At 67.8% G+C, this 15732-nt stretch carries 12 protein-coding genes; 6 read left to right on the forward strand and 6 right to left on the reverse strand.

What is annotated here, in order from left to right:
• Positions 1–138: 138 nt before the first annotated feature.
• Positions 139–2667 (reverse strand): DNA internalization-related competence protein ComEC/Rec2, encoded by a 2529-nt coding sequence (locus ACF8NF_RS01380; RefSeq protein ID WP_160851783.1) that lies wholly within the window; start codon positions 2665–2667, stop codon positions 139–141.
• Between the two features lie 174 nt (positions 2668–2841).
• Here ACF8NF_RS01380 and ACF8NF_RS01385 point away from each other — a divergent pair, with 174 nt between their 5' ends.
• Positions 2842–3300 carry a RidA family protein gene (locus ACF8NF_RS01385; RefSeq protein WP_012206880.1) on the forward strand — a complete coding sequence of 153 codons (459 nt, stop codon included), beginning with the start codon at positions 2842–2844 and terminating at the stop codon, positions 3298–3300.
• Positions 3301–3340: 40 nt separating this feature from the next.
• Here ACF8NF_RS01385 and ACF8NF_RS01390 read toward each other — a convergent pair whose 3' ends face one another.
• From ACF8NF_RS01390 to ACF8NF_RS01405, 4 genes are all read right to left on the reverse strand, one after another.
• Entirely contained in the window at positions 3341–5110 is a 1770-nt protein-coding gene (locus ACF8NF_RS01390) for a methyl-accepting chemotaxis protein (protein ID WP_061287437.1), read from the reverse strand.
• 128 nt (positions 5111–5238) lie between these two features.
• A complete protein-coding gene (gene parC / locus ACF8NF_RS01395) occupies positions 5239–7626 on the reverse strand; it encodes a DNA topoisomerase IV subunit A (protein WP_016451257.1) in 2388 nt (795 codons plus the stop codon).
• A 39-nt stretch (positions 7627–7665) separates the two neighbouring features.
• Positions 7666–8547 carry a lytic transglycosylase domain-containing protein gene (locus ACF8NF_RS01400; RefSeq protein ID WP_392449952.1) on the reverse strand — a complete coding sequence of 294 codons (882 nt, stop codon included), beginning with the start codon at positions 8545–8547 and terminating at the stop codon, positions 7666–7668.
• Positions 8548–8552: 5 nt separating this feature from the next.
• The gene (locus ACF8NF_RS01405) at positions 8553–10535 is read right to left on the reverse strand and encodes a DNA topoisomerase IV subunit B (RefSeq protein WP_016447623.1); all 1983 of its coding nucleotides are present in this window, start codon (positions 10533–10535) and stop codon (positions 8553–8555) included.
• A gap of 170 nt (positions 10536–10705) precedes the next feature.
• On the opposite strand from ACF8NF_RS01405, the gene ACF8NF_RS01410 reads away from it, so the two are divergent.
• The 5 genes from ACF8NF_RS01410 to bamC all read left to right on the forward strand — a co-directional run bounded on the left by ACF8NF_RS01410 (position 10706) and on the right by bamC (position 14846).
• Positions 10706–11932, forward strand: a complete 1227-nt coding sequence (locus ACF8NF_RS01410) for an MFS transporter (protein WP_017404391.1) — start codon at positions 10706–10708, stop codon at positions 11930–11932.
• A gap of 1 nt (position 11933) precedes the next feature.
• Positions 11934–12083 carry a hypothetical protein gene (locus ACF8NF_RS01415; RefSeq protein ID WP_016447625.1) on the forward strand — a complete coding sequence of 50 codons (150 nt, stop codon included), beginning with the start codon at positions 11934–11936 and terminating at the stop codon, positions 12081–12083.
• A 67-nt stretch (positions 12084–12150) separates the two neighbouring features.
• On the forward strand, positions 12151–12720 hold the full coding sequence (locus tag ACF8NF_RS01420) for a class I SAM-dependent methyltransferase (protein WP_392449953.1): 570 nt from the start codon (positions 12151–12153) through the stop codon (positions 12718–12720).
• A gap of 75 nt (positions 12721–12795) precedes the next feature.
• Positions 12796–13692, forward strand: coding sequence for a 4-hydroxy-tetrahydrodipicolinate synthase (gene dapA, locus ACF8NF_RS01425; protein ID WP_016447627.1), 897 nt, complete (start codon positions 12796–12798; stop codon positions 13690–13692).
• Between the two features lie 41 nt (positions 13693–13733).
• Positions 13734–14846 carry an outer membrane protein assembly factor BamC gene (bamC, locus tag ACF8NF_RS01430; RefSeq protein WP_016447628.1) on the forward strand — a complete coding sequence of 371 codons (1113 nt, stop codon included), beginning with the start codon at positions 13734–13736 and terminating at the stop codon, positions 14844–14846.
• A gap of 212 nt (positions 14847–15058) precedes the next feature.
• Here the strand turns inward: bamC and ACF8NF_RS01435 are convergent, their stop codons facing one another.
• A complete protein-coding gene (locus ACF8NF_RS01435; protein WP_074920994.1) occupies positions 15059–15349 on the reverse strand; it encodes a hypothetical protein in 291 nt (96 codons plus the stop codon).
• Between the last annotated feature and the right edge of the window lie 383 nt (positions 15350–15732).

Below are 15732 nucleotides of genomic sequence, written 5' to 3' on the forward strand. Positions count from 1 at the left end.
ACCTCCTGTCGCTGCATGTGTACGAGGTAAAGCAAGCTGCGGGCCAGCCCTCGTATCGCACCAGTGTAGCGATAGGTAACCTCAATCCGGACAAGCGGTATCCAGCATATGCCGGCTGCGCGGCCATCGGCGCCCGTCCTATCCGCCCTGCCTCTGCGTGATGTGCCTGACGTGCGTGACATGCATGTCCCAGTAACGGCGCGCCCGCTCCCGCTCGCAGACCAGCTGTGCGGGATCGGCAGAGCGCCAATGCGCTGCGCCGCAGCGGGCCGACTGCACCACGCTGGAGCCGTTGGCCTCATAGCGCCGCACCACCTCGGGGACCGGGTGTCCATAACGGCTGCGGTATCCCGCCTGAACCATGGCCCAGCGCGGTGCCAGGGCCTGCACCAGAGCAGTGCTCGATGAGGTGCGGCTGCCGTGGTGCGGCACCAGCAGCCACTGCACGGGCGTGAGGGCGCCGGCCTGCGCCAGCGCCCTTTCCTGTGCAGCCTCGATATCGCCGGCCAGCAAGGCCTGCACCCCGGATGCCGAACGCAGCAGCAGCACGCAGCTGCCCGCATTGGCGTGGGCCAGGGCCTGCGCGGCCGGCAGCGGTTCGCCCGCGGGTGGATGCAGCACCTGCATCTGCACGCCATCCCACTCCCACTGCTGGCCGGCCTCGCAGCGGCGCACGGCGCCCAGGCCGGCCAGAGCGGGGTCCAGGATCACGGAGTCCGATCCCCAGACCTCGGCCTGCGGCTGCGCGGCATGCACGGCCAAGGCACCGCCCGTATGGTCGCCGTCGCGGTGGCTGAGCCACAGCGCATCCAGGCGCAGCCCCAGGGCCTGCAGCAGCGGCACCAGCACCCGTTCGCCGGCATTGCTATCCATGCCGTACTGCGGACCCGTGTCATACAGCAGGGCGTGCCGGGCCGTGCGCAGCAGCACGGCATTGCCCTGGCCTATGTCCACGGCCATCAAATCGAACTCGCCATGTGCCGGTGCGGCCGGCGGCCACCACAGGGCCGGCAGGCACATGGCCAGGCCCCAGCAACGCCATCCGGCCGGCACCGGAGCCACCAGCGCCAGGCCTGCACCCAGCGCAGCCAGCCCCGCCCACAGCGGCGGCTGCGGCAGCTGCAACACGGCCCAGCCCCACCGGTCCAGCCACTGCAGCAGTTCCAGCAGCGGCGCCAGCGCCAGCGCCGCGCCCGTCCAGAACGGGGGCCACAAGGCCCCCAGCAAGGCCAGTGGCGTGACCACGAAAGTCACCCAGGGAATCGCGGCCAGATTGGCCAGCAGCCCCGACAGCGACAGCTGGCCAAACAGCATCAGCCCCAGCGGCGCCAGCGCCAGAGTGATGCGCCACTGCTCACCCCACAACGCCAGGGCACGGGCGGGCAGCGACGGCCGCACCGCGCCCTGCATGCGTGCATCGGTCGCCAGCAGCACGCCCACGGCGACAAAACTCAGCCAGAAGCCCGCCTGCCACAGGGCCCAGGGATCGAGCACGACAACCACGGCCAGCGCCAGGCACCACACTGCGGGCCAGGGCCAGCGCAGCCCTGTGACGCGCAACGCGGCCACCGTTGCCAGCATGCACACCGTGCGCTGCGCCGGCAGACCCCAGCCGCTGAACAGGGCATAGCCGCCCGCCAGCAGCACGCCGGCCAGCAGGGCCGCCTGCGGCGCCGGGCACCACAGGCAGGCCCGGGCACTGCAACGCCACAGTCGCCCCACGACCAGCGCAGCCAGCCATGCGAACAGGGTGATATGCAGTCCGGAAATACTCATCAAATGGGCCACGCCGGTATGGCGGAACAGCGTCCAATCGTCACGCGCAATGGCCTGCTGATCGCCCATGGCCAGGGCGGCCACCACGCCCAGCATGCGCGGCGACTGCGCGGGGTCCATGCCTACGCGCTGCATGGCTTGCGCGAGTGCGGCTGCCCGGTTCACGATGGCCTCGCGCATCTGCTGGCGCCAGCGCTGCAGGGCGTAGGCGCCGGTGTCGGCCAGCAGGCTCGCCGCTGGCTGTTCGCGCACATAGCCCGTGGCCTGCACGCCCTGCTCCCACTGCCACAGCTCATAGTCGAAACCGTGGGGATTGCGCGCGCCATGCGGGCGCTTGAGCCGCACGGTCAGGTCCCAGCGCTGGCCCGGGCGCAGGACGGGCAGCGACGCTGCGGCGCCCTTGGACGCCCGGCCCCGGGCTGCGAACCAGGACAGCTCGATCAACCCGGGAAACGGCGCCAGGGCCTCTTCGCTGCCCGCGATCTGCGCCTGCTCCACGGCCATGCGCCAGCGCACGCCCTGGGCCATGTTCTGGGACAGCGATGCCACGACGCCGACGATGCGCAGGTCACGCCCTTCCAGCTGCGGCGACAGCGCGTGGCCCGCAAAGTCCTGGGCACGCCAGCCTGTCAGGCCGGCCACCAGCGAGGCTGCGCAAGCGGCGACCCACAGGCCGCTGACCGCGCCGCGGCGGCCGCCGGCCCGGGCCCGCCGGACCTGTCCTGACAGATACAGCAAGGCCAGCAAGGCCAGGCCCATCATCAGCAGATACATCCACAGCGGCCACAGCTGGGGCTGCGTGACCTGCCAGGCGGCACCGACCACGCAGCCGAGCAGCCACGGCGTCCACGAAGACGATGAAGGAGTGGGTGCAGGGACCACAGCGCGCATCCAGGCATGCTAGAAGCAGGTGCCTCGAAGCCACCGTGCTCCGACCCAGATTCGGACAAGAATCAGACTGGCGCATGCCCAGCCCCTGACATGCCAGGGTGCACGGGGGCTGTGTCACACTGTCCGCCACCCCGGCACTGGCGCCGGATTTTTCTTGTCTCGAAGGAATCAACGATGAGCGTTTACGAACAACTGAAGGCCCTGAACATCGAACTGCCGTCGCCTGCCATCCCGGCGGCAGCCTACGTGCCCTATGTGCAGACGGGCAATCTGGTGTTCCTGAGCGGACATATCGCACGCAAGGACGGCAAGGTCTGGGCAGGCCAGCTGGGCCGTGATCTGCAGACTGCCGACGGCCAGCAGGCCGCGCGCGCCATCGCCATCGACCTGATGGGCACGCTCCAGCACGCCGCCGGCGGCGACCTGGGCCGCGTGCGCCGCATCGTCAAGCTGATGTGCCTGGTCAACTCCACGGGCGACTACACCGAGCAGCACCTGGTGGCCAATGGCTGCAGCGAGCTGCTGGGCCAGGTCTTCGGCGATGCCGGCACGCATGCGCGCAGCGCCTTCGGCGTGGCCCAGATCCCGCTGGGCTCCTGCGTAGAAATCGAGCTGATCGCCGAACTGGCCTGATCGGCATGCTGCCGCACGGCGCCGCCGTGCTCGCAGGCGGCTAGAAACTCTCCCATTGGCCATCCTCGGCTGCCGGTGCGGCGGGCCGGGGCGCCGAGGCCAGCTTGGGCGCCGCCTCCCTTGCTGCGGCAGGCCGCGCGGCAACCGGCCCGACAGCCGCAGGCGCCACGGCTGCTGCCGGCCGCCTTGGCGCTGCGGCCGCGCTGTGCGCAGTGCGCACCGCCGGCGCAGCCTGCCTTGCGAGCGTCGTCGGCGAGGGCGCCAGGTGCGCCACCTTGAACACCGCCACAGTCCGCGACAGCTGCTCGGCCTGCTCACGCAGGCTTTGCGCCGCGGCCGCGCTTTGCTCGACCAGGGCCGCGTTCTGCTGCGTCATCTGGTCCAGCTGTCCCACGGCCTGATTGACCTGGGCCACGCCCGCGCTTTGCTCCGAAGAGGCCGCCGTGATCTCGCCGATGGTGTCGGCCACGCGCTGCACGGACTGCACGATGCCCTCCATGGTGGTGCCGGCATCGCCCACCAGGCGGGCGCCGTCCTCCACCCGCTCCACCGAAGCGCCGATGAGCTGGCGTATCTCCTTGGCAGCCGCCGCGCTGCGCTGGGCCAGCGTGCGCACCTCGCTGGCCACCACGGCAAAGCCCCGGCCCTGCTCGCCGGCGCGGGCCGCCTCCACGGCGGCGTTCAGCGCCAGGATATTGGTCTGGAAGGCAATGGAGTCGATGACGCCGACGATGTCGGCAATCTGCCGGCTGCTGTCGTTGATGCCTTTCATGGTCTCGACCACCCGGGCCACGACCTCACCGCCGCGCTGGGCCACCTGTGACGCGCCCGCCGCCAGGCTGCTGGCCTGCTGCGCACTGCTGGCGCTTTGCTGCAGCGTACTGGTGAACTGCTCCATGGCGGCAGCGGTCTCCTGCAGGTTGCTGGAGGTCTGCTCGGTGCGCACGGACAGGTCGTGGTTGCCGGTGGCAATCTCGGCACTGGCGATGGCAATGCTGTCCGTGCTCTGGCGCACCTGCTGCACCATGCCCGACAGCGATTCGCTCATGGCCTGCAGCGAGCGCAGCAGGTCGCCGAATTCGTCAGCGCGCTGTGTCTGTCCCTGCGCGGCTGCGCTCAGGTCGCCTGCGGCAATGCGTTCGGCCAGTTCCCTGGCCTGGGCCAGGGGACGGCGGATGCTGGCAATCAGGAAATGGGCGCCGATGACGATGCACAGCAGCAGCACGCCCACGGCCGCAGCGGCAAAACCCACGGTGAGCCTGCGCGAGGCTGCCGTCTCTTCCTGGCTGCTGCGCACCACCTGCTCCTGCATCTGCACGAAGTCGCGCAGCGTCTGCAGATAGGCATCCACGGCAGGGTTGTAGGACTGCTTGACCAGGGCCAACGCCTGCTCCTGCCGGCCGTCGGCCTTGAGCTGGCGTGCCTGGGCACGCAGTTCGATCATGGTCTTGCGGGCTGCCGCAATCCTGGCCATCTGCGCCTTGTCTGCGTCGGACAGGGGCATGGCTTCCAGTGATTTCTGCACCTCGGTGATCCGCGCCGAGGTGGCGCTGATCACGTCCTTGAACTCGGCCTCGACGGCAGCATCACTGCTGACCACCAGGGCCTGGGTGCGGGCCGCATTGGTTTCGGTCAGCCCCATCCAGCGCACGGCGGCCTGGACCCGCGCCTGCATCTCCTGGGTGACGGCCTCGGACCGGGCCTGGACCTGGGCCGAGCGATAACCCGACAAGCCGACCACGCCCACCAGCGCCACCACGATGGCGGCCACGGCAAGCCACAGCTTGTGTGCCATGCGAAGTCGCAGCATATCCAGTCTCCCTCATGTTGGAAGACTCCATGTTGAGGCCTGCAGCAGGGCCCGGAGGTCGGAAAAACCCAGAGAAAACCCCTGATCCACCCCTTTCGCGGAAGGCATTGCAGGGGCAGATGCGCTCTTTACTCCACGCGCGTCACGCTTTGCGGCTTGAAGCCCAGGTCGGCCGACTTGCCCTTGCGGCCGCGCGTGCCACGGGCATTGTTGAGACTGCGGATCTCCAGCGTCTCGCTGCGCTCCTTGCCGCCGCGGCCCAGGCCATCGATGCGGATGCTGCGCGTGTAGGCGGCAGCGCCCGCCAGGGTGTCCTTGTCCTCCAGGTCGAGCAGCATCAGCCCGCGACCGCCCTTGGCCATGTGCTTGAGGCTGGCGATCTCGAAGGTGAGGATGCGGCCGCCCGTGGAGGCGCAGATCACATGCGTGGCCGGCAGCAGCAGGCCCGCGCCCTGCTCGCCTTCCTGCGGCTCGGCGCGTGCACCCATGGGCACGCCGTAGGCCGTGGACGGGGCGCACAGCGTCTCGCCGTCGGCCAGCGTCACGAAGGCCTTGCCCGCCTTCTGGCGCGAGACCATGTCGCCCACCATGGCCACGAAGCCGTAGCCGCCCGACCCCGACAGCAGCAGCGCCGTTCCTTCGGCTCCCGCGAAGTAGTACAGGATCTGGGTGCCGGCCTCCAGCTCGATGAGCGTGGTCACGGGCTGGCCATCGCCGCGCCCGCCGGGCAGCTGCGACACCGGCACCGAATAGACCCGGCCATTGCTGCCGAAGGCCAGCAGCTGGTCCACCGTGCGGCACTCGAAGGTGCCGTGCAGGCTGTCGCCGGCCTTGAAGCTGAGCGTGCCCGCATCGACGCCATGGCCCTGGCGCGTGCGCACCCAGCCCTTGTCCGAGATGATGACCGTCACGGGCTCATCGACCACCTTGACTTCGGCGACCACCTTCTTTTCTTCCTGGATCAGCGTGCGGCGCGCATCGGCGAACTGCTTGGCGTCGGCCTCGATCTCCTTGCAGATCAGGCGGCGCATGACGCTATCACTGCCCAGGATGTCTTCGAGCTTGCCCTGCTCGACGCGCAGTTCCTTGAGTTCCTGCTCGATCTTGATGGCCTCCAGCCGCGCCAGCTGGCGCAGGCGGATTTCCAGAATGTCGTCGGCCTGGCGCTCGGACAGCGCAAAGGCATCGATCAGCGCCTGCCTGGGCTCGTCGCTGGCCCGGATGATGGCGATGACCTTGTCGATGTTCAGCAGCACGGCCTGACGGCCTTCGAGGATGTGGATGCGGTCCAGCACCTTGGCCAGCCGGTGCTGGCTGCGCCGCGTGACCGTGGTCTGGCGGAAGGCGATCCATTCCTCGAGCATCAGGCGCAGGCTTTTCTGCACCGGCCGGCCATCCAGGCCGATCATGGTCAGGTTGATGGAGCTGGACGACTCCAGGCTGGTGTGCGCCAGCAGCGCCGTGACCAGCTCCTGCTGCGGCACCTTGCCGGTCTTGGGCTCGAAGACCAGGCGCACGGGCGCATCCTTGCTGGACTCGTCGCGCACGCCATCGAGCACCGCCAGCATGCTGGCCTTGAGCTGGGTCTGTTCCTGGCTCAGCGCCTTCTTGCCGGTCTTGACCTTGGGGTTGGTGATGTCCTCGATCTCTTCGAGCACCTTCTGCGCAGAGACGCCGGGCGGCAGCTCGGTCACCACCATCTGCCACTGGCCGCGCGCCAGCTCCTCGATCTTCCAGCGCGCGCGCAGCTTGAGGCTGCCGCGCCCCGTGCGGTAGGCATCCTGGATGTCGGAGGCGCTGCTGATGATCTGCCCGCCGCCCGGATAGTCGGGGCCGGGGATGATCTGGAACAGTTCCTCGTCGCTGAGCTGCGGCCGCTTGATCAGGGCCACGCAGGCGTCGGCCACCTCGCGCAGGTTGTGGCTGGGGATTTCCGTGGCCAGGCCCACGGCAATGCCGCTGGCGCCGTTGAGCAGGGCGAACGGCAGGCGCGCGGGCAGCTGCTGCGGCTCCTGCGTGCTGCCGTCGTAGTTGGGCACGAAGTCCACCGTGCCCATGTCGATCTCGTCGAGCAGCAGGCCCGTGATCTTGGACAGGCGCGCCTCGGTGTAGCGCATGGCCGCTGCGCCGTCACCGTCGCGGCTGCCGAAATTGCCCTGGCCATCGACCAGCGGATAGCGCTGGTTGAAGTCCTGGGCCATGCGCACTAGCGCGTCGTAGGCCGACTGGTCGCCGTGCGGGTGAAAGCGCCCCAGCACATCGCCGACCACGCGCGCGCTTTTGACGGGCTTGGCCGCCGTGTTGTGGTTGGGGCCGCTGTAGCTCAGGCCCATGCGGTCCATGGCGTACAGAATGCGCCGCTGCACGGGCTTGAGGCCGTCGGTGACATCGGGCAGTGCCCGGCCCTTGACGACAGACAGTGCGTATTCAAGGTAGGCGCGCTGTGCGTACTGGCCCAGGTCCAGGGCATCGCCGGCCGCCTGTTGGGCCAGATCCAGAGTGTTTTGATCGCTCATGAAGAAATTCGTGATCTCAATAAATGCAGTGAAGGCCGCTCATCGCGGCGATGGCAGCCCTGTGGACAAGGTCATCCGTATCCGGGGCGCTGTGCCAGGCTGTGCCGCCACCGCAGGCGCTGCCTGGCCCGCACGCTGGCGCCCGCCCTGCAGCTGCTCGTAGATACCGAGCACGGCCTTCACGTAATTGCGGGTTTCCTGATAGGGAGGAATGGCCTGCCCCGCACGCCGCACGGCACCCTCGCCCGCGTTGTAGGCGGCCAGCACCAGGTCCAGCCGCCCGGGGAACAGCCCCATCAGATGGTTGAGGTAGCGCGCGCCGGCCGGCACGTTGACGGCCGGGTCGGCCAGTTGCTGCAGCACGCTGCGCTGGCGGCTGGCCTCCACGCCGAAGCGCTGGGCCGTGGCGGGCATCAGCTGCATCAGGCCGACTGCGCCCTTGGGCGAGATGGCCTGCGCGTCAAAGCCCGACTCGACGGCAATCACGGCTTTGAGCAGGTCGTAGTCCACCCCCGTGTGGTCCGCCGCCTTGCGCAGGTGGCCGCGCACGCTCTTGTAGCGCGGCGAGATGTCGAAGAAGCTTTGCATCCGCGTGCTCGCCTGCAGCCTACGCCCGGCATCGCTGCCGCCGTCATCGTCGGCAGCGGCCTCGGCTTCCACCAGCGGGGGCTTGAGTCCCTGCTCGGTGCTGTCATACAGCGAGCCGCGGAAGTAGAGCTTGTAGCGCTCGTCCAGCGCCTGCGCGGCGAAGTGCGTGATGCCGCGCTCGTCCACGAAGGCCCAGAGATCGGCATGCGCGGGCTGCGCCACCCCCCACAGCGCCAGGGCCGCGCCCAGCGCTGCAAGCGCGCGCGCGGCAGCGGCGCGCGCAGGGTGCGGGCAGTGCGGAAGGTGCTGTGGGGCAGCCGGGCGCAGGGGCATGGGGATCAGATATCCACTTCGATGGCGTCGCCGTGCAACTCCATCAGCTCGCGGCGCGCCGCAGCCTCGCCCTTGCCCATCAGCTTGGTGACGACCTGCTCGGCCGCCGCAAAGTCCAGATTCATGAACTGCACGGGCAGCAGGCGGCGCGTGTCGGGGTTGAGCGTGGTTTCCCACAGCTGCTCGGCATTCATCTCGCCCAGGCCCTTGAAGCGGCTGATCTGGCATTTCTCGCGCGGCACGCCATCCTTGGCGGACTTGTCGAGGATGGCGGTCAGCTCGCCCTCGTCCAGCGCGTACATCTTGGCTGCTGGCTTCTTGCCGCGCGCAGGCACATCGACGCGGAACAGCGGCGGCAGCGCCACATGGATGTGGCCGGCCTCGATGAGCTTGGGGAAGTGGCGGAAGAACAGCGTGAGCAGCAGCACCTGGATGTGCGAGCCGTCCACGTCGGCATCTGAAAGAATGCAGATCTTGCCGTAGCGCAGGCCGGACAGGTCGGGCGTGTCATGGGGGCCATGCGGGTCCACGCCGATGGCCACCGAGATGTCGTGGATCTCGTTGTTGGCGAACAGGCGGTCACGGTCGACTTCCCAGGTGTTGAGCACCTTGCCGCGCAGGGGCAGCACGGCCTGGGTTTCCTTGTCGCGTCCCATCTTGGCGCTGCCGCCGGCCGAGTCGCCCTCGACCAGGAAGACCTCGTTCAGGCTCAGGTCGCGGCTTTCGCAATCGGTGAGCTTGCCGGGCAGCACGGCCACGCCCGAGCCCTTGCGCTTTTCGACCTTCTGGCCCGCCTTCTGGCGGGTCTGGGCGGCCTTGATGGCGATCTCGGCCAGCTTGCGGCCCCATTCCACATGCTCGTTGAGCCACAGCTCCAGCGCAGGGCGAACGTAGCCGCTGACCAGGCGCACGGCATCGCGCGAGTTCAGGCGCTCCTTGATCTGGCCCTGGAACTGCGGGTCCAGCACCTTGGCATTGAGCACGTAGCTGGCGCGCGCGAAGACGTCGTCAGGCATGAGCTTGACGCCCTTGGGCAGCAGCGAATGCATCTCGATGAAGGCCTTGACCGCCTGGAACAGGCCGTCGCGCAGGCCGCTGTCGTGCGTGCCGCCGGCCGTGGTGGGGATCAGGTTGACATAGCTTTCGCGCAGCGGCGCGCCATCCTCGGTGAAGGCCACGCACCAGGCGGCGCCCTCGCCTTCGGCAAAGCTGTCGTGGTTGCGGTCGGCAAAGCCCTCGCCTTCGAACAGCGGGATGACGGCCTCGCCATGCAGGCTTTGCTGCAGATAGTCGCGCAGGCCGCCCTTGAACTGCCAGGTCTGGGTGTCGCGCGTCTTCTCGTTGACCAGGGTCACCGACACGCCGGGCATGAGCACGGCCTTGCTGCGCAGCAGATGCATCAGCTCGCCCATGGGCAGCTGGGAGGATTCGAAGTAGCGGGCATCGGGCCACACGCGCACGGTCGTGCCCTGCTTGCGCTCGCCCGCGGCCAGCGGCCGCGACTGCAGGGGTTCGACCACGTCGCCGCCCGAGAAGGCGATGGTGGCCACCTTGCCCTCGCGGTGGATGCAGGCCTCAAGGCGCGTGGCCAGCGCATTCGTGACCGAGACGCCCACGCCATGCAGGCCGCCCGAGAAGCTGTAGGCGCCGCCCTTGCCCTTGTCGAACTTGCCGCCCGCATGCAGGCGGGTGAAGACCAGCTCCACCACGGGCGCCTTTTCCTCGGGGTGCATGCCGAAGGGGATGCCCCGGCCGTCGTCCTCGACGCTGTAGGAGCCGTCGGAATGCAGGGTGAAGCGGATTTTCTTGCCGAAGCCGGCCAGCGCCTCGTCGGCCGCGTTGTCGATCACCTCCTGCAGCACATGCAGGGGGTTGTCGGTGCGCGTGTACATGCCGGGACGCTGCTTGACGGGCTCCAGGCCCTTGAGCACGCGTATCGAGCCTTCGGAGTATTCGCTGGCGGAAGTGGGAGATGGTTTGACTGCCATGGGGGCGGATTGTAGTGCGCGGCCCGGCTCAGTGCTGGATACATTCACAGTCATTGACATTGACTATCCCGAAAAGGCCAGTGCCGCCAAGGGCTACGAAGTGCCGCGCTGGCGCATGGGCGACCCACGCGTCGCAGCGCAAAACCCGGAGTTTCGCTAAAGTTTGCCGCATGCACAAAAACAACCAACCCATGTCCATGGTGCAGATACTGCTGTGCGGGGGCGCAGTCGTGACGCTGTCCATGGGAATCCGGCACGGCTTCGGCCTGTGGCTGCAGCCCATCACCCAGGAGATGGGCTGGACGCGCGAGTCCTTCGCGCTGGCCATTGCCATCCAGAACCTGTCCTGGGGCGTGCTCGGCATCTTCGGCGGCATGCTGGCCGACCGCTTCGGCGCCTTCCGCGTGCTCCTGGTGGGCGCGCTGCTGTATGCGCTGGGCCTGGCCGGCATGGCCATGGCGCCCACGACAACCTGGTTCGCCCTGACGGCCGGCGTGGTGATAGGCGCAGCCCAGGCCGGCACCACCTATGCCGTGATCTACGGCGTGCTGGGCCGCCAGATTCCCGTGGCGCGGCGCAGCTGGGCCATGGGCGTGACGGCGGCGGCGGGCTCCTTCGGCCAGTTCTTCATGGTGCCCGTGGAAGGCAGCCTGATCTCGAACTTCGGCTGGTCCAACGCCCTGCTGCTGCTTTCGCTGTGCGCCCTGATGATCATTCCGCTGGCCTTCGGCCTGCGCGAGCCGGGCTTCACGGCCGGCAATACCCGACCCGTGCGCGACCAGAGCGCGGGCCAGGCCGTCGCCGAAGCGCTGCGCACGCCCAGCTTCGTGCTGCTGACGGCTGGCTACTTCGTCTGCGGCTTCCAGGTGATGTTCATCGGCGTGCACATGCCCAGCTACCTCAAGGACTACGGCCTGGCACCGCAGGTGGCCAGCATCTCGCTGGCGCTGGTGGGGCTGTTCAACATCGTCGGCACCTACGTGGCCGGCAACCTGGGCCAGCGCCTGCCCAAGCGCTACCTGCTGTCCACCATCTACTTCACGCGCTCGGTGGTGATCGTGCTCTTCCTGCTCGCGCCGCTGACGCCCTGGTCGGTCTACATCTTCTCGGCCGCCATGGGACTGCTGTGGCTGTCCACCGTGCCGCTGACCAATGCCACCGTGGCCCAGATCTTCGGCGTGCAGCATCTGTCCATGTTGAGCGGAATGGTGTTCTTCAGCCACCAGGTCGGCAGCTTCCTGGGTGTCTGGCTGGGCGGCTATCTGTATGACCACACCGGTAGCTACCAGGTGGTCTGGTACCTGGCCATCGGCCTGGGCGTGGCCGCCGGCCTGCTGAACCTGCCGATACGCGAAGCCCCGGTGGCAAGGCCGCGTGCGGCGCAGGCGGCGGCCTGACATGACGACAGCCACCACGCCCCGCCCACAGCTGCTGCGCAGGCTGGCGCTGTGGGCCGCCGTGCTGCTGGTGCTGGGCCTGGTCTTCATGCTCTATCTGCAGCCCGAGTTCATGCTGGGCATGGCCGACCAGCTCTGGGCCTGCTTCTGAAATTGAAGCGCGGCAAAGGCCTGGCGGCACAATGGCGGCCGCTTTCAATTCATTTCCGAAATTTCACATGCACGCAGCCACGCCGCCTTCGCCCTGGATCCAACGCTGGGCGCATCTTCTGGCACCCGAGGCCACCGTGCTCGACGTGGCCTGCGGCCCTGGCCGCCACATGCGCTGGTTCCATGCACGCGGCCATGCAGTGACGGGCGTGGACCGCGACGCCCAGGCCCTGGCCGGCCTGCAGGGCGTGGGCGAGCTGCTGTGCGCCGACATTGAAAACGGCCCCTGGCCCCTGCCCGGCAGGCAGTTCGGCGCCGTGGTCGTGACCCACTATCTGTGGCGCCCGCTGTGGCCGGCGCTGCTGGGCAGCGTGGCACCCGGCGGCGTGCTGCTGTACGAAACCTTTGCCCAGGGCAACGAGGCCTTCGGCAAGCCTTCCCGGCCCGATTTCCTGCTGGCGCCCGGCGAGCTGCTGCAGGCCTGCGCGGGCTGGCACATCGTGGCCTACGAGCACGGCCAGCTGGGCGAGCCCGATCGCATAGTCCAGCGCATCGCGGCACTGCGCCCCGATGCAACAGGCCGGGAACCCGTGGCCATGCTGGCGCATCAGAAGGCGTCGGGGGCTGCAATCGCCTGAATCCCTACAGGCGACCGCCTTGGGCCTGCCTCCGACACTCGTTAGAATGATCCTTTCCCGTTTTTTCTTGCGGACATGACATCCTCCTCCGTCGCTCTCACTGGCAGCATCGTTGCCCTCATCACGCCCATGCACGAGGACGGTAGTGTTGACTACCCGGCGCTGCGAAAACTCATCGACTGGCATGTGGCCGAGGGCACGGACTGCATCGGCGTGGTGGGAACGACAGGTGAATCCCCCACCGTCAACGTGGAGGAACACTGCGAAATCATCCGCGTGTCCGTCGAGCAGGCTGCGGGCCGCGTTCCCGTGATGGCAGGCTGCGGCGCCAACAGCACGCACGAGGCCATCGAGCTGGCCCGCTACGCCAAGAAGGTCGGTGCCGACAGCCAGCTGCAGGTCGTGCCCTACTACAACAAGCCCACGCAGGAAGGCCAGTACCAGCATTTCAAGGCCATTGCCGAAGCGGTGGGCGACCTGCCTGTGGTGCTCTACAACGTGCCCGGCCGCTCGGTGGCCGACATGCAGCACGACACCGTGCTGCGCCTGGCGCAGATCCCCGCCATCATCGGCATCAAGGAAGCCACGGGCAACATCGAACGCGCCCAGTGGCTGATCCGTGAAGTGCCCGAAGGCTTCGGCGTGTACTCCGGCGATGATCCGACCGCTGTGGCACTGATGCTGTGCGGCGGCCACGGCAACATCAGCGTCACGGCCAACGTGGCGCCGCGCCTGATGAGCGATCTGTGCAAGGCGGCCCTGGCCGGCGACGTGCGCACCGCCATGGACATCCAGATGCGCCTGATGCCTGTGCACAAGAACCTCTTCGTCGAGGCCAACCCCATTCCCGTCAAGTGGGCCGCAGCCCGCCTGGGCCTTTGCGGCCCGGCCATGCGCCTGCCGATGACACCCCTGAGCAAGAATCTGGAAGCCACCGTGGAAGCCGCCCTGAGCTCCGCTGGCCTGCTGTGAGGCGCCCCGCCCCACCGACCGAACGCACCAAGGATATTCGCGTGAAACAGCCCATTGCACGTCTGAGCCTGCTGAGCCTGGCCATCGGCCTGACAGCCTGCACGACCACGTTCCAAGAGAGCAAGATCGACTACAAGAGCGCCGGCAAGCAGCAGGCGCCCACCCTGGAAGTCCCGCCAGACCTGACACAGCTGTCCACGGACTCCCGCTACGCCGTGCCCGGCGGCGTGGTCTCCGCCGCCGCCATGGAAGCCAACTCCAAGGCGCAAAAGCCGGCAGAGGGCCGAACGGCCACCGCCGCCCTGGGCGATGTGCGCATCGAGCGCAATGGCGAGCAGCGCTGGCTGGTGATCAAGCGTCCGGCCGACCAGCTGTGGGAGCCCGTGCGCGACTTCTGGCTGGAAAACGGCTTCATCTTCACCACCGAAGACCGCCAGCTCGGCATCATCGAAACCGATTGGGCCGAGAACCGCGCCAAGATCCCGCAGGACGTGATCCGCAAGACGCTGGGCAAGGTCTTCGACGGCCTGTACTCCACCAGCGAGCGCGACAGGTTCCGCACCCGCCTGGAGCGCTCGGCCGACGGCTCCACCGAGGTCTACATCACGCACCGCGGCATGCAGGAGGTGTACACCAGCGCCCAGAAGGACCAGACCATCTGGCAGCCGCGCCCCTCCGATCCGGAACTGGAAACCGAATTCCTGCGCCGCCTGATGGTCAAGCTCGGCGTGAGCCAGGAGCAGGCCGACGCCGTGGCCAAGGCCAACACCACCACGGCAGCCGCCACCGGCAGCGTGCGCATGGAATCCGCCAACGGACAGCCCGTGCTGCAGATCGACGAAGGCTTTGACCGCGCATGGCGCCGTGTCGGCGTGGCCCTGGACCGCACGGGCTTCACCGTGGAAGACCGCGACCGCAGCCGCGGCATCTACTTCGTGCGCTATGTGGCGCCCGATGCCAAGGTCGAGCCCAAGGGATTCTTCAGCAAGCTGTTCAGCCGCTCGCCCGACGCGGCCGCGCCGGTCAAGTACCAGATCCAGGTGCGCAGCGAGGGCGACAAGTCCACCGTCACCGTGCTCAACACCCAGGGCCAGCCAGAGACCTCGGCCAATGCCCAGCGCATCGTGCGCGTCATCACCGACGACATGAAGTAGGCGATCCTCACGTCGGGATTGAGGCGGCAGCCGCCGCCCTCGCCTGCAGCCACCGCGCATTCACTTGCCGGTGGCTTTTTTGCATCCGGGCCCTCGTGCATAGACCATGGATATGCATGACCGGGCCCAGGTGGACGAAAAAAAAACCGCAGCCCGAAGGATGCGGTTTTTTCGCAGCACAAGCCTAAGCCTGTGCCATCGGCGAGGCCGGATTACTGCTTGGTGGCTTCCTTGGCGGCAGCGTCGGCAGCAGCCTTGGCGGCGTCTGCAGCAGCAGCGTCAGCAGCGGGAGCGGCAGGTGCAGCTGCGTCAGCGGCGGGCGCTGCGGGAGCAGCTGCGTCGGCGGCGGGAGCAGCAGGAGCGGCTTCTGCGGGAGCGGGAGCTGCCGGTGCGGGAGCTTCAACAGCAGGAGCGGGAGCGGGGGCCGGAGCCTCTTCCTTCTTGCCGCAAGCGGCCAGAGCTGCAGCAGCGATCACGGTAGCCAGGATCAGAGAGTTCTTCATCACAGTTTCCTAGAGAGTAGGTAAGAAGACAGTAAACAGGAGGGCCCCGCCATTGCGACACCGGATGCAGGCAACCGGAGCGCTACGGCCAAGCCGCGTCAAAACATTCATTCGACTCGCGTCAGATTATAGGGAGGTTTTCCAGAAGCTGACCGAAACTGACAGCCTCAGAACAATTCCGCACAAATCCTCTTGCAAAGTCCGGATGGGGCAGTGGATTGACTGCCTTGACATGCACTGTGTAACAAAAGCAGGTGGCTGTCAATTTACTGACGGACTCAAGACAATTCTTTACAAATCTAACGAAGTCCGCCCTTGTTCAGCAGCACGCTGTCAACAGTGAATGCCCGAACTTAGCATGCCTGTGGCGCAGCGTCTACCCG

It is taken from the genome of Delftia sp. WSY_22 (assembly GCF_043104185.1).
GTDB lineage: Bacteria > Pseudomonadota > Gammaproteobacteria > Burkholderiales > Burkholderiaceae_C > Comamonas > Comamonas tsuruhatensis.